General features: G+C 65.3%; 21 protein-coding genes. 14 read left to right on the forward strand and 7 right to left on the reverse strand.

What is annotated here, in order from left to right; translation table 11 throughout:
- Positions 1–86: 86 nt before the first annotated feature.
- Both ACT2BZ_RS00775 and hemF read right to left on the reverse strand, forming a co-directional pair.
- Positions 87–1,904: a DEAD/DEAH box helicase gene (locus ACT2BZ_RS00775; protein WP_457938574.1), complete on the reverse strand. Its 1,818-nt coding sequence runs from the start codon at positions 1,902–1,904 to the stop codon at positions 87–89.
- An 86-nt stretch (positions 1,905–1,990) separates the two neighbouring features.
- Positions 1,991–2,905 carry an oxygen-dependent coproporphyrinogen oxidase gene (hemF, locus tag ACT2BZ_RS00780; protein WP_457938576.1) on the reverse strand — a complete coding sequence of 305 codons (915 nt, stop codon included), beginning with the start codon at positions 2,903–2,905 and terminating at the stop codon, positions 1,991–1,993.
- 104 nt (positions 2,906–3,009) lie between these two features.
- On the opposite strand from hemF, the gene ACT2BZ_RS00785 reads away from it, so the two are divergent.
- Positions 3,010–3,267 carry a hypothetical protein gene (locus tag ACT2BZ_RS00785; RefSeq protein WP_457938578.1) on the forward strand — a complete coding sequence of 86 codons (258 nt, stop codon included), beginning with the start codon at positions 3,010–3,012 and terminating at the stop codon, positions 3,265–3,267.
- A gap of 26 nt (positions 3,268–3,293) precedes the next feature.
- On the opposite strand, the gene ACT2BZ_RS00790 is transcribed toward ACT2BZ_RS00785, so the two are convergent.
- Positions 3,294–3,881, reverse strand: a complete 588-nt coding sequence (locus tag ACT2BZ_RS00790; protein WP_457941436.1) for a DUF2239 family protein — start codon at positions 3,879–3,881, stop codon at positions 3,294–3,296.
- Positions 3,882–3,999: 118 nt separating this feature from the next.
- On the opposite strand from ACT2BZ_RS00790, the gene ACT2BZ_RS00795 reads away from it, so the two are divergent.
- Together ACT2BZ_RS00795 and ACT2BZ_RS00800 are read left to right on the forward strand one after the other, a co-directional pair.
- Entirely contained in the window at positions 4,000–4,335 is a 336-nt protein-coding gene (locus tag ACT2BZ_RS00795; protein ID WP_457938580.1) for a GIY-YIG nuclease family protein, read from the forward strand.
- Between the two features lie 114 nt (positions 4,336–4,449).
- Positions 4,450–5,508 carry a peptidase M14 gene (locus ACT2BZ_RS00800; protein ID WP_457938582.1) on the forward strand — a complete coding sequence of 353 codons (1,059 nt, stop codon included), beginning with the start codon at positions 4,450–4,452 and terminating at the stop codon, positions 5,506–5,508.
- A gap of 66 nt (positions 5,509–5,574) precedes the next feature.
- On the opposite strand, the gene ACT2BZ_RS00805 is transcribed toward ACT2BZ_RS00800, so the two are convergent.
- Positions 5,575–7,299, reverse strand: coding sequence for an APC family permease (locus tag ACT2BZ_RS00805; RefSeq protein WP_457938583.1), 1,725 nt, complete (start codon positions 7,297–7,299; stop codon positions 5,575–5,577).
- Between the two features lie 390 nt (positions 7,300–7,689).
- Here ACT2BZ_RS00805 and ACT2BZ_RS00810 point away from each other — a divergent pair, with 390 nt between their 5' ends.
- The 6 genes from ACT2BZ_RS00810 (at position 7,690) to ACT2BZ_RS00835 (ending at position 15,438) form a co-directional block, all read left to right on the forward strand.
- A complete protein-coding gene (locus ACT2BZ_RS00810) occupies positions 7,690–9,879 on the forward strand; it encodes an anthranilate synthase (RefSeq protein WP_457938584.1) in 2,190 nt (729 codons plus the stop codon).
- A gap of 7 nt (positions 9,880–9,886) precedes the next feature.
- A complete protein-coding gene (locus tag ACT2BZ_RS00815; RefSeq protein WP_457938586.1) occupies positions 9,887–10,795 on the forward strand; it encodes a cation diffusion facilitator family transporter in 909 nt (302 codons plus the stop codon).
- 74 nt (positions 10,796–10,869) lie between these two features.
- The gene (locus tag ACT2BZ_RS00820; RefSeq protein ID WP_457938588.1) at positions 10,870–11,958 is read left to right on the forward strand and encodes an AbrB family transcriptional regulator; all 1,089 of its coding nucleotides are present in this window, start codon (positions 10,870–10,872) and stop codon (positions 11,956–11,958) included.
- Positions 11,959–12,296: 338 nt separating this feature from the next.
- Complete coding sequence (gene leuA / locus ACT2BZ_RS00825; RefSeq protein WP_457941437.1) at positions 12,297–13,967, forward strand: 2-isopropylmalate synthase; 1,671 nt, start codon at positions 12,297–12,299, stop codon at positions 13,965–13,967.
- Between the two features lie 53 nt (positions 13,968–14,020).
- The gene (locus ACT2BZ_RS00830; protein WP_457938590.1) at positions 14,021–14,746 is read left to right on the forward strand and encodes an alpha/beta fold hydrolase; all 726 of its coding nucleotides are present in this window, start codon (positions 14,021–14,023) and stop codon (positions 14,744–14,746) included.
- An 89-nt stretch (positions 14,747–14,835) separates the two neighbouring features.
- Entirely contained in the window at positions 14,836–15,438 is a 603-nt protein-coding gene (locus ACT2BZ_RS00835; RefSeq protein ID WP_457938592.1) for a hypothetical protein, read from the forward strand.
- 10 nt (positions 15,439–15,448) lie between these two features.
- Here the strand turns inward: ACT2BZ_RS00835 and ACT2BZ_RS00840 are convergent, their stop codons facing one another.
- Entirely contained in the window at positions 15,449–16,366 is a 918-nt protein-coding gene (locus ACT2BZ_RS00840; protein WP_457941438.1) for a metallophosphoesterase family protein, read from the reverse strand.
- A gap of 50 nt (positions 16,367–16,416) precedes the next feature.
- On the opposite strand from ACT2BZ_RS00840, the gene ACT2BZ_RS00845 reads away from it, so the two are divergent.
- Positions 16,417–16,920 carry an NUDIX domain-containing protein gene (locus ACT2BZ_RS00845; protein ID WP_457938594.1) on the forward strand — a complete coding sequence of 168 codons (504 nt, stop codon included), beginning with the start codon at positions 16,417–16,419 and terminating at the stop codon, positions 16,918–16,920.
- A gap of 2 nt (positions 16,921–16,922) precedes the next feature.
- On the opposite strand, the gene ACT2BZ_RS00850 is transcribed toward ACT2BZ_RS00845, so the two are convergent.
- Positions 16,923–17,912 carry a glutathione S-transferase family protein gene (locus ACT2BZ_RS00850; RefSeq protein WP_457938596.1) on the reverse strand — a complete coding sequence of 330 codons (990 nt, stop codon included), beginning with the start codon at positions 17,910–17,912 and terminating at the stop codon, positions 16,923–16,925.
- A gap of 260 nt (positions 17,913–18,172) precedes the next feature.
- Between ACT2BZ_RS00850 and ACT2BZ_RS00855 the strand changes: the two genes are divergently transcribed.
- The 4 genes from ACT2BZ_RS00855 to ACT2BZ_RS00870 all read left to right on the forward strand — a co-directional run bounded on the left by ACT2BZ_RS00855 (position 18,173) and on the right by ACT2BZ_RS00870 (position 21,159).
- A complete protein-coding gene (locus ACT2BZ_RS00855) occupies positions 18,173–18,739 on the forward strand; it encodes a GNAT family N-acetyltransferase (RefSeq protein WP_457938598.1) in 567 nt (188 codons plus the stop codon).
- Positions 18,736–19,497 (forward strand): SDR family NAD(P)-dependent oxidoreductase, encoded by a 762-nt coding sequence (locus ACT2BZ_RS00860; protein WP_457938599.1) that lies wholly within the window; start codon positions 18,736–18,738, stop codon positions 19,495–19,497. Before ACT2BZ_RS00855 ends, ACT2BZ_RS00860 begins: the two co-directional genes overlap by 4 nt.
- Before the next feature lie 74 nt (positions 19,498–19,571).
- Positions 19,572–20,330 (forward strand): HugZ family pyridoxamine 5'-phosphate oxidase, encoded by a 759-nt coding sequence (locus tag ACT2BZ_RS00865; protein WP_457938601.1) that lies wholly within the window; start codon positions 19,572–19,574, stop codon positions 20,328–20,330.
- Between the two features lie 31 nt (positions 20,331–20,361).
- Positions 20,362–21,159, forward strand: a complete 798-nt coding sequence (locus ACT2BZ_RS00870; RefSeq protein ID WP_457938603.1) for a TrmH family RNA methyltransferase — start codon at positions 20,362–20,364, stop codon at positions 21,157–21,159.
- Here ACT2BZ_RS00870 and ACT2BZ_RS00875 read toward each other — a convergent pair.
- Positions 21,153–22,400 (reverse strand): hypothetical protein, encoded by a 1,248-nt coding sequence (locus tag ACT2BZ_RS00875; RefSeq protein ID WP_457938605.1) that lies wholly within the window; start codon positions 22,398–22,400, stop codon positions 21,153–21,155. The two genes, ACT2BZ_RS00870 and ACT2BZ_RS00875, sit on opposite strands and share 7 nt — an antisense overlap.
- Between the last annotated feature and the right edge of the window lie 69 nt (positions 22,401–22,469).

Below are 22,469 nucleotides of genomic sequence, written 5' to 3' on the forward strand. Positions count from 1 at the left end.
ATTTCCGACCTTTGTGGCGCGATCGCGGCGGCCGGGATCGCGGCTTTCGGCCGCAGATCGTTCCGGTCGCGTCGGAGGAGGCTTCCTCAGGCCTTGGCAGGCCGCTTCTTAGGCTTGAATTTCTTCTTTGGCCGGTCGGCCGGAGCGCCGTCATCGGGCTGCCGCGGCGCGTGGCTCGCGGGTCCCTTGCGGTGCTTCTTTTTCTTGCCTTCCCAGGTACTCGTCGGTTCAGGGGCCCTCTCCGGGGCGGGGGACCGCTCCGGGGCACCGGCCTCGCCTGCAGGCTGGATCACGACACCCTTCTCGCCGGTGCCATGCGCCTTGACCGCCTTGGCAAAGCCTTCGGCGCGGTCGGAGACGATCTCGAAACGCGATTCAGTATCGAGGATGCGGATCGAGCCGATCTCGCGCTTTGTGACATGGCCGGCCTTGCAGATCAGTGGCAACAGCCAGCGCGGCTCGGCGCGATGCTTGCGGCCGACCGAGATCGTGAACCAGACGCCGTCGGTAAAGCGCGTATCCGGCCGCTCGCCCTTGGCCGGGTCGAACTTCGGCGCCGGCCCGTCGGACAACTCTTCGGCCGATGGCCGCGCCGCAAGCTGCTGGCGCAGGAACGCCGCCGCCACCTGTTCGGGGCTGTGGGTGGAAAGCAGTTCGCGGACGAACTCCATCTCGTCCTCGCCGGGCGCCTCGGTCAGCACCGGGTCGGCAAGGATACGCTCGCGGTTGCGGGCGTCTATCTCGGTCGGGCCGGGTGCCGGCTGCACCGTCGCCTCGAGCTTGGCGAGCTTGAGCAGGCGGGTGGCGCTTCCGCGTCGATGGAAGGGTACGATCAGCGCGCAGACGCCCTTGCGCCCGGCGCGACCGGTCCGGCCGCTGCGGTGCAGCAGCGTCTCGGGATTGGTCGGCAGGTCGGCATGGATGACGAGGTCGAGATTGGGCAGATCGATACCGCGTGCGGCAACGTCGGTCGCCACGCAGACGCGCGCGCGGCCGTCGCGCATTGCCTGCAGGGCATTGGTGCGTTCCGCCTGGCTTAGCTCGCCCGACAGCGACACGACCGAAAAGCCGCGATTGGCGAGCCGGCTGGTCAGGCGCCTGACCGCTTCGCGCGTGGCACAGAAAACCAGCGTGTTCTGCGCATCGAAGAACAGCAGCGAATTGATGATGGCGTTCTCGCGCTCGGACGGCGCAACCAGGATGGTGCGGTACTCAATGTCGTCGTGCTGGTCGCCTTCGCCGGTAGCGGTGATGCGCAGCGCGTCGCGCTGGAAGCGCTTTGCCAGTTGCGCGATGGCTTTCGGCACCGTCGCCGAGAAAAGCAGCGTGCGGCGGTCGGCCGGTGCGGCGGCCAGGATGAACTCGAGATCCTCGCGGAAGCCGAGGTCAAGCATCTCGTCGGCCTCGTCGAGCACCACGGCGCGCAGGGCCGAAATGTCGAGCGAACCGCGCGTGATGTGATCGCGCAGGCGGCCGGGCGTTCCGACCACGATATTCGCGCCCTGTTCCAGCGCGCGCCGTTCCTGGCGCATGTCCATGCCACCGACGCAGGACGCGATGCGCGCCCCCGTATCGCGGTAGAGCCATTCGAATTCGCGCCGTACCTGCACCGCCAGTTCGCGTGTCGGGGCAATGACCAGCGCGCTTGGCGCGTCCGCGCCCTCGAACCGCTCCGCGCCGTCGAGCAGCGTCGGTGCGATGGCGATGCCGAAGGCGACCGTCTTGCCGGAGCCGGTCTGGGCCGAGACCAGAAGGTCGGCGCCGTTGGCTTCAGGCGCCAGTACGGCGGTCTGGACGGCGGTGAGCGTGTCGTAACCACGCGCTGCGAGCGCCCCGGCCAATGCCGGAGCCATGTCTGGGAGATTCGTCAAAAGAAGTCTTTCCTGAAGGTGCGGGGCGGCCATCAAAGGGCTATGCGCCGGCAATTGCTGCTTCACCTAGTAGTTGGCGGCACTAACGTCAATGCGTGGAAGCGCCGCATCGGCCCGGATCAGGGCCACTTGACCGCGGGTGGCATGCTCGACAGGATCGAGTTCACATTGCCACCTGTCTTCAGCCCGAAGATCGTGCCGCGGTCGTAGAGAAGGTTGAATTCGACGTACCGGCCGCGCCGGATCAGCTGTTCCTCGCGGTCGGCTTCCGTCCAGGCGTCGTTGAAATTTCGCCGCACGAGGCGCGGATAGATGTCCAGGAAGCCGCGTCCGACATCCTGCACGAAGGCGAAGTCGGCATTCCAGCCACCCTTTTCCTCGCCCGAATGCAGCCAGTCGAAGAAAATGCCTCCGGTGCCGCGCGGCTCGTTGCGGTGCGGCAGGAAGAAATACTCGTCGCACCATGCCTTCAGCCGCGCGTAGTCGGCGATCGGAGCATGGTCGTCGCAGGCCTTCTGCATCGAGGCATGAAAGGCAACCGTGTCGGGATCCTCCTGGGTGCGCCGGCGATCGAGCACCGGCGTCAGGTCAGCGCCGCCCCCGAACCATTGCCGCGAGGTGACAACCATCCGCGTGTTCATGTGCACGGCGGGAACGTTGGGATTGCATGGATGGGCAATCAGGGAGATGCCCGAGGCCCAGAAGCGCGGATCCTCCTCGGCGCCCGGAATCTGCTTGCGGAACTCGGGCGAAAATTCGCCGTGCACCGTCGAGGTATGCACGCCGACCTTCTCGAAGACGCGGCCGCCCATCATCGACATCGTGCCGCCACCGCCCTTGCCGTCGTCGCGCTGCCACGGCGTCCTGACGAAACGCCCCGGCTCCCCCGCGGCGCCCGGGCCAGTCAGTTCATCCTCGCAGTCCTCGAACGCAGCGCAGATCATGTCGCGCAGCTCCTCGAACCAGGCCCGCGCCTCGATCTTCCTGTCTTCGATATCGGCCGGCAGGCCAGTTGGGATTTCGGGGCGTTCCATGAACTGTCTCCGTCGGTAAGCCCCGCGCGAAAGGGCTCGTCTTTTGACTCGTAATTTTCTGGGCGATCCCTAATCTGTTGAACGGATGGGTCAAGGAGTTCGTTATGCGCACGCCGGCCAGACCACCACTCGACGGGCTGAAAAAGCGGCTCGACCGTTCGCGCGCCGAACGTGAGCGAATGCCTCGCGACGGCTTCCTGCGCGAAACCTTCGTGCTGCCGCGCCCCGATGCGCGCGACAAGGCGCGCGAATGGTTCGACCGCTGGCCCAAGCAGGCCTACTGGACCGAGATCGAGAGCTGGTTCGAGCGCCCGGGCGGCGTCATCGAGTTCACCATCCGCCGACTGCCGGCCGCCGACTGAGCGGCCAAACGATTCGGCCTGCCGGGTCAGGCCGGACTGGCGCGCCACGCAAGTTTCGCGACATGCTTCCGGATGTCGGCCGGCCAGCCGCCGCTGTGCTCTCCGAACGCTTCGCGGTCATCAGCAAAGAGCGCGCGGCTCGCTTCCTCAAAGCCTGGCAGGTCGCCCGCCATTGCCGACATGAAGCGGTAGGCGGCCTCCCGGTCCGCCCGGGCGCGGCCCTTGCCCTCTTCCGAGCGCATCGCCGCCTCCGTCAGGCGCCTGAGCGCATTCGACGCGCCGCCGGGCTGCGCCGACAGCCAGGCCCAGTGTCGCGGCAGCAAGGTCACCTCGCGGGGGACCACTCCGAGCTTCGGCCGCCCACGCCCCGGCGACTTCACCTCATCGCTTTGCGGAGCATTTCGCGCCTTAAGCCGGGCCAGGACCTCCGCATCGGAGCCACGAAGATCAAGGTCGATAACGCCGCCAGTCTCGTCATCGAAGACCAGCAGCGGCTTCTCCGGGTCGCACGCGACAGCCTGCCTCGCCGCGACGGCCACCTCGGCAAGCGGTCCCGCCGCAATGGCTCTTGTGCCCTGGAAGGCGATACTGGGCGTTGACGGCGATACGGACATGAACTGGTTCCTCAATGAGGCTCCTTCTACCCGGATAAAAATTATTGCGTCAATATTACCCGGGTGATATTCCCCCGCCACTAATTGACGCGGCAGGTCGCCGCCAGCGGGAAACGCCATGAAGAACGAACGCAAGAAGGCTGCCATCGCGGCCTACAAGGAACGCAAGGTGGTCGCCGGCATCTACGCCGTGCGCTGCAACCCCACAGGCGAGCGCTGGCTGGGTGCCGCGCCGAACATCGCGACAGTGCAGAACCGCGTCTGGTTCGGCCTGCAGATGGGAACCAGTCCGCACCGACGCCTGCAGACTGCCTGGCGTGAGCATGCCGCCGACTTCGCCTTCGAGGAGATCGAACGCATTCCCGAGGAGGAGGACGCCTACTTCCGCGACCGCAACCTGAGCGACCGCCTTGCCCACTGGTGCGAGGCCTTGGCTGCCCGGCCGCTGGGCTGAGGCTGCCTCTCGACGCTAAAGCTGCCCCCTTAACGAGACCACTCTGGCTCAAGCCCTGCCCGTTGCGGGCGCGAGGGACTTTGGGCATGGTTCGGCCGAATTCAGGACGGACTCATGCAAAAATCAGTTGAAGAACTTCCCGGCGACACCGAAGGCGTCGTCTACCGGATTCCCGTGTACCGGTTCGCCGGATCGTCGGCCGGTGCGCCATCGTCCTATATCCAGGCAGCGCTCCATGCCGGCGAGCTGCCGGGCGTGGTGGCCATCCATGCGCTGATGCCCAAACTGCGGCAGGCCGAGGCCGAGGGCCGCATTCTGGGCGACATCACGGTCGTGCCGGCTGCCAACCCGGTCGGGCGCGCGCAATATCTGTTCGGCGATCTCGAGGGCCGCTTCCATCTCGGCACCCGCACGAACTTCAACCGCGACTTCCCGCTGCTCGACCGGCCGGAGAAGAGCGCGCTGCCGCCGGCGACGCCCGCCGCAACCGCTGACGTGCGCCTAAAGCGCCTGCTGGTGGAATTGTCGGTCGGCCACGATATCGTGCTCGACCTGCATTGCGACGACGAAGGCGTGCCCTACTTCTATGTCCCGGCCGAGCTGTGGCCGGCCATGCAGGATTGCGCGGCAGCGATGGGCGTCGAAGCCGTTGTCCTGTGGAAAGGCTCCTCTGGTGCCGCCTTCGAGGAAGCCGCGATCCATCCCTGGCTGCAACTGCCGCCTGAAGAAGCCGATCTCGACCGCCGCGTCATCACCACCGTCGAGTTTCGAGGCCAGCGCGATGTCGACAGTGCTTATGCCGAGTCGGACGCGCAGGGCATCTATCGGCTTCTCGCCACGCGGGGCGTTATTGCCGACAAGGAGGCCGCGGCGCCGAACAACTTCGATGGCGTGGTCGCGCCCATCGAGAATGTCGAGATGATCTCGATGCCGCGCGCCGGCGCGATCCTGTTCCATGTCGAGCCCGGACAGCGCATTGCGAAAGGCGCGCCGCTCGCGACCATCGTGCATTCACCGGGCGAACCGGATGGCGCGATCGAGATTCAGGCGCCGCAGGCCGGCTACATCCTCACCCGTTCCATGCACCGTTCCGGCCGCGCCGGTGACGACATCATCAAGCTGGTCGGAGAAGCGCGCAGCACCAAGCCTAAGGACGGCGCGCTGGAAGACTAGGCCCGAATGCAGGAAAGCCCGGGGCAGTGACCCGGGCTTTCTCTTTGGTTCAGTTTCCGGCCTTCGTCAGATGACAAAGAACCAGTTCGAGATCAGCACCACGGCAGCACCCGCCGCGAGCGTCAGGTAGGGCAGGATGCCCGCCTTGCGCACGACCAGATCGGACTGCCTGATGCCGAGATCATCAAGCATGTGCGTCGGGAACTTGCCGCCATCCTGAACGTAGTGGCGGTACCAGAACACCGGGATGATCAGTGCCGCTGCGATGAGACCCGCCCACAGTGCCCAGGGATTCCAGACCTTGGCGCCCGCTCCCATGAACATGGCATTGACGTAGGACAGCATCGCGCCGATCGCGATCAGCACGGTCGGTGCCTTCCACGGTCGGACGATGTGGCCATTGTCCATGCGATGGATCCAGCCGGCATTGAGGTTGAGGAAGTTGAAGATGATGTAACCGCAGTTCGAGACGGCCAGGATGAAGAAGTAGCTGGTCGCGTCGGCAGCGGCGATGGCAAGCAGGCCAAGGTTGAAGACCAGGTCGGTCCACATCGCGGCGGTCGGCGCGCCATGCGGATTGACATGGCTGAGGTAGCGCGGCAGCCAGCCGTCCACCGAACCCTGGTAAAGGGTACGCGAGGAACCGGCCATCGCCGTCATGATCGCCAGCATCAGCGCCAGGATCATCAGCATGATCATGATGGAGGTAATGATGCCGGCGCCGCCGACCATCTGGGCCATCGCATTGCCGACGCCGGATCCATCGACGATCGGACCGGCCAGCATGCCCTCAAGTCCAAGCACGCCCTGGAAGGTGAACGGCACCAGCGTATAGAGCAGCAGGCAGAGCAGGCCCGAATAGAGGATCGCACGAACCGTGTCGCGGCCCGGATCCTTGAACTCGCTGGTGAAGCAGATCGAGGTCTCGAAGGCATAGGCCGACCATGCGGCGATAAACATGCCGCCGAAGACCAACGTCCAGCCGCTGATGCTCCACGTACCTGGCTCGGGGGCATAGGCCTCCGCCAGCGGAACCAGCGGAGAATAATTGTCCCAGTTGATCTGGCCGGTGATGATCGGGACGATGCCGACGATCAGCATCGGGATGATGACGATCAGGCCGATGTATTTCTGCACATTGGCCGTGCCGAGAATACCGCGATGCTGGATTGCGAAGACGATCAGCATCAGCACCACGCCGATCCAGAACACGGCGTTGAGCGAGAAGCTGACCGGGCCGAGCGAGCCGCTGTAGAGTGTCCAGTCTCGGATGGCCGGCGTCCCGGATGCGGTCAGCGCCGCGATGGCGTCGGCCGCGGACCTGCCGGCATTGGCAGGATCGCCAAGCCAGGCAACGACCTCGGCCGAGCTTTCGGAGAAGCCGGGGATCGGTGCCAGGGCACTGAGGATGTAGGCCGCTGCGATGGAGCAGCCGAGGGACAGCACGGGCGTCCAGGCCAGCCAGTTGCACCACACCGACAGCGGCGCGATGAATTTCGAATAGCGCAGCCAGGCCGTCGCGCCATAGACCGAGGCACCGCCTGATTTGGACGGAAACAGCCCGGCTATCTCGGCGTAGGTGAAGGACTGGATCAGCCCGAGAATCACCGAGCAGGTCCAGATCACGAAGGCCAGCTTGCCGGTCGTTCCGGCAATGCCGCCAATGGAGAACAGCACCAGCGCGGGCACGCCGCTTGCGACCCAGAATGCACCCGTCCAGTTGATGGTTCTGTGCAACTGGCCCGGCCCAGGCGCTCCAGTCGCAGTCGCGGTAACCGTCGTACTACTCATTTTCCTACCCCTCCAGATGCGCACCAGGTGCGCTGGTCAATCCGCCCTGATGCAAGTCGCCATCCCCGGACCGGCAACAGGAATTTTCCACAGATTCCATTTATTTTCTTCTGAGTGAAGATTGACACAGGCATCGGCAAGGTCAAGCCTTTGTTCGCGTGATCAACCGAAGCTTGATCCGCGACCCGAATCCCGTTGCGCGGATCGTCAATCGCCGCTATGGGAAATTCATGACCGCGCACGTGAACGTATCGACTTGGTGGTGGGCCTGCTGACAGCGGCCTGAAAGCGTGTGCGCGTGTAGTTTTGGTGGCCGCAACGGAATATCCGGGCGGCCATTTGTGTTTCAGGTGCGTGCCCGACCCCGCGCGGGAACGGTTGGAGACGGGAATGACGATCGAGCAGCTTGAAGACGGTGGGGAGCGTTTCGTCACGGCCGGTGGCGTGGCGATCACCCGGCAGCGCCATGAAACACCCTATGCCGGCGCCATCGAGGCCTATATCGACGGGCTGAACGGCCGCCGCGGCGCGGTCTTCTCCTCCAACTACGAGTATCCCGGCCGCTACACGCGTTGGGACACGGCGATCATCGATCCGCCGCTGGTCATCTCGGCACGCGGCCGCGCAATGCGCATCGAGGCGCTGAACGAGCGCGGCGAGGTTCTCCTGCCGCTCGTCCTCGACACTGTTTCGAACCTGGACGACGTCACGGTTGCGGAGTCGTCTGCAACGCTCGTTCGTCTGGACATTGCGGCGCCGGGCCGCGTATTCACGGAAGAGGAGCGCAGCCGCGTTCCATCGGTGTTCACCGTGCTGCGTGCCCTCACCGGTCTCTTCCGGACGGACCAGGATTCGAACCTCGGCCTTTACGGCGCCTTCGGCTACGACCTTGCCTTCCAGTTCGACCCGGTCGATTTCTCGCTGCAGCGCGCCGACAGCCAGCGCGATCTCGTGCTTTATTTGCCCGACGAGATCCTCGTCGTTGACCATCACCAGGCGCTGGCCTGGCACGACCGCTACGACTACGCCGGCGACGGCTTCACTACGGAAGGGCTGCCGCGGGGCGGCAGGGAAGAGCCTTTCAGGCCTTCCTCCAGAATCCCGCCGCGCGGCGACCATGCACCCGGCGAATATGCAAAGCTCGTGGAGAAGGCCAAGGAGAGTTTCCAGCGCGGCGACCTCTTCGAGGTGGTGCCGGGCCAGATGTTCTACGAACGCTGCGAGACGCCGCCCTCCGAGATTTCGCGCCGGCTGAAGCAGATCAACCCGTCGCCCTACTCGTTCTTCATCAATCTCGGCGAAGGCGAATACCTGATCGGCGCCTCGCCCGAAATGTTCGTGCGCGTCAACGGACGCCGCGTCGAGACCTGCCCGATCTCCGGCACCATCAAGCGCGGCGACGATGCGATTTCGGATTCCGAACAGATCCTGAAGCTGCTCAACTCGAAGAAGGACGAGTCCGAACTGACCATGTGTTCGGACGTCGATCGCAATGACAAGAGCCGTGTCTGCGAGCCGGGATCCGTGCGCGTCATCGGCCGGCGCCAGATCGAAATGTATTCGCGCCTCATCCACACCGTCGACCATATCGAGGGCCGGCTGCGCGAAGGCATGGACGCCTTCGATGCCTTCCTCAGCCATGCCTGGGCGGTGACCGTTACGGGCGCGCCGAAACTCTGGGCGATGCGCTTCATCGAAAAGAACGAGAAGAGCCCCCGCGCCTGGTACGGCGGGGCGATCGGCATGGTGCATTTCAACGGCGACCTCAACACCGGCTTGACCTTGCGCACCATCCGCATCAAGGACGGCATCGCTGAAGTCCGCGCCGGCGCGACGCTGCTGTTTGACAGCTCGCCCGAGGAAGAAGAAGCCGAGACCGAACTGAAGGCATCAGCCATGCTCTCCGCCATTCGCGACGCCAAGGCCGGCAATGCCGCCACTGCCGAACGCCAGACCTCCCGTGTGGGCGAAGGCGTCAACATCCTCCTCGTCGATCACGAGGACAGCTTCGTGCACACGCTGGCGAATTACTTCCGCCAGACCGGCGCTACCGTTTCAACGGTCCGCTCGCCGGTCGCCGACGAGGTGTTCGACCGGCTCAAGCCCGACCTGGTCGTACTGTCGCCCGGCCCCGGCACGCCGAAGGACTTCGACTGCGCGACGACCATCCGCAAGGCGCGCGACCGGCACTTGCCGATCTTCGGCGTCTGTCTCGGCCTCCAGGCGCTCGCCGAGGCCTATGGCGGCGAACTGCGCCAACTTCACGTTCCCATGCATGGCAAGCCCTCGCGCATCCGCGTGTCGAAGCCGGGCATCATCTTCTCCGGCCTGCCGAAGGAAGTGACCGTCGGCCGCTATCATTCGATCTTTGCCGACCCGGTCAGGTTGCCGGCTGAATTCGAGGTTACCGCCGAGACCGAAGACGGCATCGTCATGGCCTTCGAGCACCGCAAGGAGCCCATCGCCGCGGTGCAGTTTCACCCGGAATCGATCATGACGCTCGGCCAGGATGCCGGCATGCGCATGATCGAGAACGTCGTCGCCCACCTGCCGCGCAAGGCCAAGGTCAAGGCGGCCTGACCGGCCGATGCCAGCCAAGCGGAAGGTCGCGGCTCTCGCCTTTTGGTCGATCATCATCGCCTTCGCGGTGATGGGGCTGAAATTCGTCGCCTGGCGGATGACCGGCTCTGTAGCGCTTTATTCCGACGCGCTGGAATCGATCGTCAATGTCATCGCCGCGCTTGCTGCCTTCTGGGCCATCCGCATCAGCCACAAGCCGGCCGATCAGAACCATCCCTTCGGCCATCACAAGGCGGAGTATTTTTCCGCCGTCCTGGAAGGCGTCCTGATCGTCCTGGCGGCAATGCTGATCCTCGCCGAAGTCTGGCGCGCCTGGCAGACGCCGGTGCCGATAGACCAGCCGTGGGAGGGACTGACGATCAACGGCCTGGCAGCGGCCGTCAATCTCTTCTGGGCGCAGCTTCTTATTCGTACCGGAAGCGCCGGGCGCTCGCCCGCACTGGTTGCCGACGGGCGTCACATCATGACGGACGTCGTCACATCGGTCGGCGTCATTATCGGGCTTGTCGGGGCAGTGCTGACAGGCTGGACAATCCTCGACCCCGCGCTCGCCATCATCGTGGCTCTCAACATCCTCTGGCAGGGCTGGCAGGTAATCGGAAATTCGATGCAGGGTCTGATGGACCGTGCAGTGGACAAGGACGAGCACTTCCGCATCCGCGACATCATCTCGCTCAACTCGAAGGGCGCAATCGAGGTGCACGACCTCAAGACCCGCATCGCCGGCCGCGCCACCTTCATCGAGTTCCATCTCGTGGTCGATGCGGGCATGACCGTTGCCGAGAGCCACGTCATCTGTGACCGCATCGAGGAAGCGCTCAAGGCCGAGATCCCGAGCGTGCGCATCATCATCCATGTCGAACCTGACGACGAGGCAAAGTTGCCTCTGGGGACCGGAGCCGTCCCCTTTGCCTAGCGCTGCCGCGAAACCTTGCACTAGAGACGATTGCACCTGACATTTCCGGCCTGCCGGGTTTAAGAACACTCCAGATGCAAGCGCCCGCCCCGCCCTCTCCACCGCAAAGTCTCGGAAAACTGCCAGCCGTCGCGCAGTGGATCGTGCTGCTGCTCGTCTCGCTTGTGTTCGCCGCCATCCTCGAATTCGCCGGCATGCCTGCGGCAATGCTTATCGGCCCGATGCTGGCGGCGATCCTCGCCGGCACCAACGGCGCGACGGTCAGGGTGCCGAGCTATGGCTTCGCCGGCTCGCAGGCACTGGTCGGATGCCTTGTCGCAGCGTCACTCTCGCCTGCCATCTTCGCGACCTTCCTGCACGAGTGGCCGCTCTTCATCGGCGTCGTGACGGCCACCCTTGTCGCCTCGAGCTTTCTCGGCTGGTTCATCAGCCGCTTCAAGATCCTGCCCGGAACCACCGCGGTCTGGGGTTCGGCCCCCGGCGGCGCCACGGCCATGGTGCTGATGGCCGGTGCCTTCGGCGCGGACGCCAGGCTCGTCGCCTTCATGCAGTATCTGCGCGTCATCTTCGTCTCGATCTCGGCGGCGATGATCGCGCGCCTTTGGGTTGACACATCGGGAGTCGAGGCGCCGCCGAGCGTCTGGTTTCCGGCCATCGAGTGGCCCGCCTTCGCCGCGACGCTTGCAATCGCGGCGGCCGGCGGCCTCGCGGGCCGGCTGTTGCGCCTGCCTTCACCCTATTTCCTGGGTGCTGCCATCCTTGGCGCCATCATCCATCTCGGGCTCGGTGCGCCGATGCAATTGCCGGTCTGGCTGCTCGGCACGTCGTACATGCTGATCGGCTGGGCGATCGGACTGAACTTCACCCGCGCGATCCTTCACCATGCCGCGCGCGCCCTGCCCCAGATCGTCGGCTCCATCGTTGCGCTCATGTCGTTTTGCGGCGGTCTCGCCTGGCTGCTCAGCCACGAGCTCGGCATCGATCCGCTGACAGCCTATCTCGCAACCAGCCCCGGCGGCATGGATTCGGTGGCGATCATCGCCGCCGCCTCCGACAGCGTCGACCTGTCCTTCGTCATGGCACTGCAGAGCGCCCGGCTGGTGATTGTATTGGCCCTCGGCCCGTCGCTGGCGAGGCTTGTCGCACGCTGGATCAAGACCTGACCGGCTGGCCCCGAGGCGCACTCTTGCCACGTCACCGGCCCTGATGTAATAGACGCGCCATGTCAAAGCGCCAGGCCATTGCCATGTCCCGTCAGTCCGCCTTCGCGGTCGAGACCGTTCGCGCGCTTTCCTCGGCCCTTCTGCTGCTCGGTCTTATCGGCGATCGTCGGGCCAGCTGAAGGAGCGCCCGGCGGTCGACCAAGCCGCCCCGCGCAGCAAGCTCCTTGCCAGTCACAATTTCCTGCATGAAGATTTGATAGGCCTCGCACGCTTTGAAGGCGGCGGTGCCGGGAGCAGACAAGATGGACGCAAAGACTGAATCAACGCCGGTAAAGGGCATGCCCGACGCCAGCAGCAAGTACCAGCCCTACCCGGCGGTCGGCTTGACCGACAGGACCTGGCCCGACAAGCGCATCGAGAAGGCGCCGATCTGGTGCTCGGTAGACCTGCGCGACGGCAACCAGGCGCTGATCGACCCGATGGGGCACGACCGCAAGGCGCGCATGTTCCAGCTCCTGCTCGACATGGGTTTCAAGGAGATCGAGATCGGCTTTCCGTCGGCCTCGCAGACCGACTTCGATTTCGCCCGCTGGTGCATCGAGGAAGGCGGCGTACCGGAAGACGTATCGCTTCAGGTGCTGGTGCAGTGCCGGCCCGAACTGATCACGCGCACCTTCCAGTCGCTCGAAGGGGCGACCCGGCCGATCGTGCACTTCTACAATTCGACCAGCGAGTTGCAGCGCCGCGTCGTCTTCGCCAAGGACGTCGCCGGCATAAAGCAGATCGCCACCGACGCGGCCAAGATGATCACCGACATGGCTGCCAAGGCCGGCGGCGGCTACCGTTTCGAATATTCGCCGGAAAGCTTCACCGGTACCGAACTCGAGGTAGCGCTGGAAATCTGCAACGCCGTCACCGAGATCGTGCAGCCGACGCCGGACAACAAGCTGATCATCAATCTGCCGGCAACCGTCGAAATGTCGACGCCCAATATCCATGCCGACCAGATCGAATGGATGTGCCGCCAGCTCGACAACCGCGAGAATATCCTGGTCTCCTTGCACCCGCACAATGACCGCGGCACCGGCATCGCCGCCACCGAACTCGGCCTCCTGGCCGGCGCCGACCGCGTCGAGGGCACCCTGTTCGGCAATGGCGAGCGCACCGGCAATGTCGACCTCGTCACCCTGGCGCTCAACATGTACACGCAGGGCCTCGACCCGATGCTGGACTGCTCGGACATCAACCGCATGAAGGGTGTCTACGAGTATTCCAACCAGCTGCGCATTCCCGAGCGCCATCCCTATGTCGGCGACCTCGTCTACACCGCCTTCTCGGGCTCGCATCAGGACGCGATCAACAAGGGCATGAAGGCGATCAAGCAGGCCAACAAGCCCTACTGGGAAGTGCCCTATCTGCCGATCGACCCCAAGGATGTCGGCCGCAGCTACGAGGCCATCATCCGTATCAACTCGCAGTCCGGCAAGGGCGGAATCGCCTATGTCCTGCAGGCCGACTACGGGCTCAACCTGCCGCGCAACCTGCAGGCCGAATTCAGCCAGGACATCCAGTCGATCACCGACGTGGAGGGCAAGGAGGTGCCGGCCAAGCGCATCCACGACCGCTTCCTCGAGCTCTATGTCGACCAGCCGGGCGCCCGCCTGAAGTTCCTCGATCACCAGACCTTTCCCGATCCCGACAGGAAGGGAAATCGCATCGTCGAGGCAACGATCATCGACAACGGCAAGGAAGTCACGATCTCGGGCACGGGCACCGGGCCAATCGACGGCTTCGTCGACGCGCTGTCGCGTCACATCGGCGCTGCGCTCTCGGTGCTCGACTATTCCGAGCACTCCATGCAGCGCGGCTCGAATGCGGCGGCGATCTGCTACATGGAGGTCGAGCATCCGGGCGGCAAACTCTTCGGTGTCGGCATCAACACCAACATCGTCGCCGCCTCGCTCGAGGCCGTCACCTCGGCCGCCAATCGCGTAATCGGCCAGGCGTGACGCTGGCTCCCCCGCCTTTTGCATCCGACTCCGGCGGGGGAGATACGGCCCTTGTGCTGCTGCACGGCTTCGGCGCCTTTCACGGCGTCTGGGACGAAGCCGTATCCAGGCTTGGCGGCGCCGTGCGTACGATCGCCTATGACCTGCCCGGCCACGGCGGCTCGCTGTCGCTTGCGGCCGGCAAGGCGAGCAGCACCGCCCGTCTGCTCATGGCCGACCTCGCCGGCCGCGGCATCAGGCATGCGCATCTCGCCGGCCACTCGATGGGTGGTGCGATCGCAACGCTCGCCGCCCTTTCCCATCCCGACGCCGTTTCCTCGCTGACGCTCCTCTCGCCGGGTGGCTTTGGCGTAGAAATCAATGGCCCGCAGCTGCGCCACTATGCCCAGGCCGTTTCGCGCGAAGACATTCGAGCCTGCCTCGCGGCAATGTCGGCTCCCGGATTTGACGTACCCGAACTGGCGGTCGAGGCCCTGCAGCAGATGCGGAAGGTCCCCGGCCAGACGGCGAGCCTCGTCGAGATTGCCGGGATGATAACGCGCGGCAACCGTCAAGGCGAAATCCCGCGCGAGGCCATCGGCGGCCTCCCTATGCCGGTCAGGCTGCTCTGGGGCGATGCCGACCCGGTGCTGCCTTTCGCACAATCGAACGGGCTGCCGCCGCGCTTCGACGTGCTGCGCGCGGCCGGTGCCGGCCACATGCTGATCGAGGAGCGGCCGGGCGAGGTGATCAGCCTCCTCGCAGCCTCAACCGGCGCGGCAATGCCTGCCGGCGACTGAGCCTGCAACCATACGCCGCTTGAGTGCCGGCACAAAACCACTATGTTAACCATACCTTAACCAAGCCCCGCGGGGCTGGAGCCAACGCCATGAGTGACCCAGGCGACAATCGGAAGGCCGACGCGCCGGTGCTGCGCCTGGCCGACGTGATCCGCGATGTGAAGAACGCGGCGGCCGACCGCGACGACGTCGTCGTGGAACTGCGCGAAGCGAGCCGTACGCGCCTCGAACTGCTGGCTGCCGAACTGGCGCCCGTCTTCGGAGAGGTGCCGGCTGACATCGACCTCTTCGATTTCACCATTTCATCCGGCCTGCAGCCGCGCCTGTGGATCGACGCGGTGAGCCATGTCGCGATGGGCCGCGACCGCCGCACCTATCGCTTCGTCAAGGACACGCGGCGCGGTCGAGTCGTGCTGTCGGAGTCGGCCGCCATAGGACCCGTCGCCGAGCAGGTGGCGCGCTATGTCGCCGAGCGCATCATCGACCGCGAACGGTTGCTCGACGGCTCGGCGGAGCCGGCACTGCACGGGCTCGTCCGCCCCGAACATGCCGAGACGCCCGAAGCATCCGCCGACACTGGCTGGCGCTCCTTCCTGTCGGGACTGGGACTGGTTGCCGCCGGCGCCCTTGTCGGACTCATCGCCTCCGTCATGGCGCTCTGGGACCGTCTGATGGCGAGCTTCGGCTCCTGACCGACCTGCGCTAGAGCACCTCCGAGGGCGTCAGCAGCCGGGCACTGGAAATCTCGCAGATCGGTACGGTCGGCCCGGTCAGGCCGCGGCGTTTCAGAGTCAGCTTCCAGGCTCCCGCCTCGCCGGAAATCTCGAGCAGGTTCCATTGCGCCGGCGCCTTCGATCCGCCGACCGATTGTCCGGCCGCCGATACGCCGACCACCGGCATCTTGCGCTCCTTGCCCTCGATCCAGTTCAGCGACGGGTCGTGCGAATGGCCATGCAGCACGAGCTCGGCGCCGTGCTTGCGCACCGTTTTCTGGAAATTGCCGATGCCGAACAGGCGCTTGTGCGCCGCCACTGCCCCGCGCACGGGCGGATGGTGGATCATGACGACCCGGAACAGGCCCTGCCTTGCCGCCTCGTCGAGCAGCCGCGCCAGACGATGCGCCTGGACCTCGCGAAAGAAGCCGCTCGCCATGAAGGGCGCGGTCGCGCGCGCACTCGACACGCCGATCAGCGCGACCTTGTCGCGCACGCGCATGTAGGGAAAGTGGTTCCTGTCGGTCGGTGCCTGCAACCCGTCGCCGGTCATCCAGGGGCCCCAGGAGCGGCACACCTTGTCGAAGGCGCCGGGTACGTAAGCATCGTGGTTGCCCGGAACCACCGAGACATCCTCGGGCGCGCCGAGCGCCGTCAGCCATGCGCGCGCTGTCGCGATCTCGCCGTCGAGAGCCAGGTTGACGAGATCGCCAGTGATCGCCAGGTGGTCCGGCGCGTTGGCCGCAATGTCGGCGGCAATCTGGTCGATGACGCCGTCATGAAGGTTGCGGCGCCGGTTGCGTTGCCAGTTCACGTAGCCGATCACCCGCTTGGATGCGAGGTCGCGATAGGTTACAGCGGGAAGCGGCCCCAGATGAACGTCGGAAATATGCGCAAGCCTGAACATCATGCCTTTGTAGGGTACGCCGCGCCTGCTTTCCACCCGCGGCCGGCCCCATGACGGAGAAGAAATCCGCGGCCGATCCGTTCCGCCAGACCGGCTGGCCCGGCCTGCGCGCAAGGCTCTTTCATTTTTACTTTCTCATGGCGCGGCCCATGACGGTCGGCGTGCGCGGCCTGGTCTATGACGGCTCGAACAGGTCGGTTTTCCTCATCCGTCACACCTACGTGCCTGGCTGGCAGTTGCCCGGGGGCGGCGTCGAACTGGGCGAGACGGCGGGCGAGGCGCTGGAGCGCGAGTTCGAGGAGGAAGGCAATATCCTCTTCACGGCGCCGCCTGTGCTGAAGTCGCTTCATTTCAACCGCGGTGCCAGCCGCCGCGACCATGTCGCCTTCTACCTGATCGAGGCATTCCGGCAGACCGAGCCGAAGCTGCCCGACCGCGAGATCGCCGAGGCCGGGTTCTTTCCGCTCGACGCATTGCCAGAGAGAACGACCCCGGCAACGCTGAGGCGCATTGCCGAGATCTTTGGCGGAGAGCCGGTCTCGCCGCACTGGTAGCGTCAGGCCGCCTTGGCCAGCCTTCCGCGATTATGCGGAGCGGAAAAGTCGAGTTCCGGACCAACCGGCACGATGAGCGTCGGGTTGATCGTCTCGTGGCTACCGTAGTAGTGCGACTTGATATGGTGCATGTTCACCGTGTCGGCGACTCCTCGAACCTGGAACAGTTCCCGCAGGTAGTTCGACAGGTTCGGATAGTCGGCGATGCGCCTCAGATTGCACTTGAAGTGGCCGAAATAGACCGCGTCGAAGCGGATCAGCGTGGTGAAAAGCCGCCAGTCTGCCTCGGTCATGTCGCTGCCCGCAACGTAGCGCTGCCGCGACAGGATCGTGTCAATGCGGTCGAGCGCCGAGAAGACTTCGCCGAAGGCTTCCTCATAGGCTTCCTGGCTGGTCGCGAAGCCGGCCCGGTAGACGCCGTTGTTGATCGACGGATAGACGAGCGCGTTGATGCGGTCGATTTCCGGCCTCAGCCTTTCGGGATAGAGATCGATCGAGCCGTCGCCCCACTCGTCGAAGGCCGAGTTCAGCATGCGGATGATTTCCGAAGACTCGTTGGAAACGATTGTCTCCTCCTGCTTGTCCCACAGCACCGGCACGGTCACGCGTCCGGAATAGTGGGGATCTGCCTTGGTGTAGATCTGGCGCAGGAAGTCGAGGCTGTAGAGCGTGTCGCCAGTGGCGCCGTCCTCCGCCAGGAACGTCCAGCCCTCCTTGCCCATGAAGTGGTGAACGACCGACACGGAAATGACATCCTCGAGCTTCTTCAGCTTGCACAGGATCAGTGTGCGGTGTGCCCAGGGGCAGGCCAGCGAAACGTAGAGATGATAGCGCCCAGGCTCGGCCTTGAATCCGCGTTCCCGGCCCTCGGCCGGCTTGCCGTCGGCGCTGATCCAGTCACGCCACTGCGCTTCCGAGCGAACGAACTTGCCCCCCGTTTCCTTGGTGTCGTACCATTTGTCGGTCCATTTGCCGTCAACGAGCAGGCCCATGATCATTCTCCTGTTTCCCGAGATGTAGGGCGCCACGGCAAGCATCGAAACCCCGCAGCACTGAACAGTTCGTCAACCGGCCGGCAAGACCGCAATGGACGCGCTGCCGATTTGGTGCTAGCGGAAACGTCCCATGACAAGCATCTTTGCCGAATTCCGGTTTGACCGACGACGAATGGAAGCCCGCGCCTGAACGGCGCCGATTGGCCTACGCCGCCGCTTGGCGGTCACCTTCCTTGTCTGACCGGAACGCAAAGACCATGACCCCTGCCGACGTGACTTACCTGCCGGAAGCTCCGGCGCACGATGCCGAGATCGAAGACATCAACGCGGAGGCCTTCGGGCCGGGCCGCTTCGTCCGCGCCGCCTACCGCATCCGCGAGGGCGGTCCGCACGAGCGCGACCTCTCCTTCGTCGCGTTGAATGGCGGCGTGGTCATCGCCTCCGTAAGGCTGACTCGTATCGCTGCAGGCGCTGGTCGCGCCCTGTTGCTAGGGCCGCTCGCCGTCCGCCCCGCCTTCAAGAATGTCGGCATCGGCCGCAAGCTCGTTAGGATCGCGCTGGAAGCCGCCGAAAAGGCCAAGGCGCCGGCGGTCCTCCTGGTCGGCGACGAGCCCTATTACGGACCGCTCGGCTTCAGCAGGATACCCCGCGGTCAGATCGTCATGTCCCGCCCGGTCGACCCCAACCGGCTGCTCGCCGTCGAATTCGTCCCCGGCGCTGTCGCGCGCCTCGCCGGCGAGGTCTGTCACGCCGATCTCGCCAGGGTTGCGGAAGACGAGCCGCTGGCCGAAACTGCTGCAATGCAGTCAAAGGCAATGGCATGAATCCAAAGGGTCACACGGCAATCGTAACCGGCGGCGGCTCCGGCCTCGGGGAGGCAACCGCTCGGGCGCTTGCCGCAGCTGGCGCCAGCGTCGCGATCCTCGACCTCGGCCTCGACGCAGCCGAAAAGGTGGCGTCGGATATCGGCGGCATTGCGCTGAAATGCGATGTGGCCGACGCAATCAGCGTGGAAACGGCTCTAGCCCAGACCATCGAGCAACTGGCCTCGCCGCGCATTCTGGTCAACTGCGCCGGCATCGCGATCGCGTCGAAGACGCTCGGACGCGACGGCCCCCATCCGCTCGATGCCTTCCGCAAGGTTGTCGAGGTCAATCTGATCGGCACGTTCAACACGATTCGGCTGGTCGCGGACCGCATGGCCTCGCTCGATCCGCTCGACGGCGGCGAACGCGGCGTCATCGTCAACACCGCTTCGATCGCCGCCTATGATGGCCAGATCGGCCAGGCGGCCTACGCCTCGTCAAAGGGCGGCGTCGTCGGCATGACGCTGCCGATCGCGCGCGAATTTGCCAAGCTCGGCATCCGCGTCATGACGATTGCGCCCGGCATCTTCAGCACCGCGATGCTGCGGGGCCTGCCGCAGGAGGCGCAGGATTCGCTCGGCGCCTCCGTGCCCTTCCCGTCCCGGCTCGGCGATCCTTCGGAATATGCCGCCCTTGCGCTCCACATCGTCGGCAACCAGATGCTGAACGGCGAGGTCATCCGCCTCGACGGCGCGCTGCGCATGGCGCCAAGATAGGCTCGTTCTCGCGCTCGGCCTTCCGAGACATGCGGCAGCCGATTGGGCGGCTGGACTAGATTTTTGGAGCAAGCGTGACCAAGGACAGCAAGGACGTCATTCGCGAGACCGACGCGCAAGCCATCCGGCTGGCGCATCAGTTGGTGCGCACGGCGCGTTCGGGGTCGCTCGCCGTGCTCGATCCCGCTACCGGTTATCCGCTCGCCAGCCGTGTCGGCGTCGCTACCGATGCCGACGGCGCGCCGCTCATCCTCGTCTCGCAACTCTCGGCCCATACCCCGGCGATTACGGCAGATCCGGGCTGCTCTCTCCTTCTCGGCCAGCCCGGAAAAGGTGATCCGCTTGCCCATCCGCGCGTCACGCTAGTCTGTCGCGCCGAACGACTCGAACCCGGTTCGCCGGCCGGCACCCGGGCCAGGCGCCGCTACCTGAACCGCAACCCCAAGGCCCGTCTCTATATCGGGCTCGGAGATTTCGCCATCTTTCGCCTTGAGCCCGAGCGCGCCAGCCTCAATGGCGGCTTTGGCAAGGCTTATTTACTCGACCGCGACGACCTGCTTCTCGCCGGGCCGGCGGTCGACGCCTTGGCTGAAGCCGAGCAGGACGCGCTCGATCACATGAATGCCGACCATCTCGATGCGATCGCTGCGATTGCCCGTCACCTTGCCGGTGCCGCAGACGCCGACTGGCGGATGACCGGCATCGACGTCGAAGGCTTCGACATTGCGGCCGGCGACGATATCGACAGGGTCTTCTTTCCCGAACCCCTCGCCAATGCCGGCGCGCTACGAAGCGTGCTTGTCGATCTCGCGCGCAACGCGCGCGGGCAGTAGCAATCCGCGCCGCATCCTGCATAGTCTTCCCATGCAAGCCATCCGCATTGACGACCCGGCCGATTCTCGCGTCGCGCCCTACCTCTCCATCCGCGAGCGCGATCTTGCCGGCAGGCACGGCCGCTTCATCGCCGAGGGCAAGGTTGTTCTGAACGTGCTGTTTTCCTCCGCGCGCTTCACGCCGGAATCCGCGCTGGTACTGGAAAACCGGCTGCCCGGCCTGGCTGGCACCCTGGAACAGGCGCCGCCCGACATGCCCGTCTATGCCGCCTCTCAGGCCGTGATGGATGCCATTGCCGGCTTCCACATTCACAGGGGGATTCTTGCCGTCGGCAGGAAGCTGCCGCCTCAGCCGCCTGAGGAACTGATCGCGGCGCTGCCTGCGCAGGCCTTGGTCCTGGTGCTGGTCGGGCTCGCCAATCACGACAATGTCGGCGCCATCTTCCGCAACGCGGCGGCCTTCGGCATCGACGCCGTCCTGCTTGACCGAGCTTGCTGCGACCCGCTCTACCGCAAGGCGATCCGCGTCTCGGTCGGGGCCGCGCTGAAAATTCCCTTCGCGGTCGGCGAAGACGCGGCAGGCCTTGCCGGAATGCTCGCCGGCAACGGCTTCGAGCAACTCGCCCTGTCGCCTGCCGGCGCGGCAGATATCAGGGCTATTCCGAGGCCGGAGCGCCTGGCGCTGTTCCTCGGCACCGAGGGCGAAGGACTGCCCGAAGCTCTGCTCTCACGCCTCGCGACGGCGCGAATCGGCATGTCGCCGGGCTTCGACAGCCTCAATGTCGCCGCCGCCTCGGCCATCGCCCTGCACCAGTTCAGCCGTTATTGAGCCTCAGCCGCCGCCGCGGCCTTTTGCAGCGCGCGCACCCGGTCGGCCAGGCTGACAACCTTGCCGTCGCCATTGGCCGCGTGGGCCCCGGATCCGCGGATCGACTTGGCGATCGGTGATTCCGGCCCGTCGAGCGCCGCCGTCAGCCGCACCACTTCCGCCGCCAGATCGTTCATCTGCTCGCGTAGCATCTCGCTGGCGCGCCGCTCGCCAGTCCAGTCCTCAGACTTCGTGCGCTCGTGCACTGCGATGTCCACCTTGAGCTTCCGGTTCTCGCGCGTCAGCAGCTTCAGCCGTTCTTCGAGCAGATCGCGGTCGGCCGATACCTTGGCGAGCGTCTTCTCCATGTCCTTGTGCTTTGCACCGGAGAGATAGGTCGCCATCTTGGCCTGCAGTTCGGAGTAGTCGGCCTCGACCTTTGCCTTTTCGGCCTGCGTTGCCACGAGTTTGGCATTGACGCGATCCTCCGTGGCGCCGCTGCTCTTCACGCCCTCGCGCAACCTTGCCATTTCGCGTTCCTGGCGATCGAGCTTGTCGTCGCGGTCGGCGATCGTCGCGAGCAGCCGCTCGATCCGCGCCTCCAGCGCCAGCGCGCGCTCCTGTTCCGTCTTCAGTGCCTCGCGCGCCGACCTGCTCTCGGTGGCGACTTCCTTGTTGCGGCGGTCCATGTCGCGCCGCTCGCTGCGCAGCGTCGCCATGTCGGCCGACAGTTTCTCGATCTCGCCCTCGCGCGCCACCAGTTCGAGCTGGCGGTTCGAGGCGGTGAACGTCGCCTCATCATACATGCGGCCGAGCTTCTCGATTTCCTCGGCCCGCTGCTCGAGTGTCTGCTCGGCCTGGGCGAGTTGTTCGGCCAGCACCTGCAACTGGTCTTCGCGCTTGCGCAGCTCGGCGCGCACCTCGCCGGCCTGGGCTTCGAGCCGGGTCAGCGCCTCATGGCGCTCGTCGCGCTCAGACATCAGCCGCTTGAGTTCTTCGCGGTTGCGGTTGATCTCGACGATCTGGGCGGCGGCCTTCTCCCGGAAAGTCTTGAAGTTGATTTCCAGCCGGCGCGTCGCCATCGCGAACTCCGCCCGCATGCGGTCCTTGTCGGCCTGGATTTCCGCCAGCGTCAACGGCACCGACGCCTCGATGCGCTTGCGCGTCAGGAAGGCGGCGCGGCGCCAGACGGCCGGCGCAACGATCAGGGAGATAAACCCGGCAGACAGGAAGCCGAGTACGAAGAACAGGACAGACTGCATGGCTGAAGCATTTTCCGTTTCGGCCGGCGACAACCGGCCTCAACCGATTGTGCCACGCCGCACGGTGCA

The organism is Mesorhizobium sp. 10J20-29 (assembly GCF_054130485.1).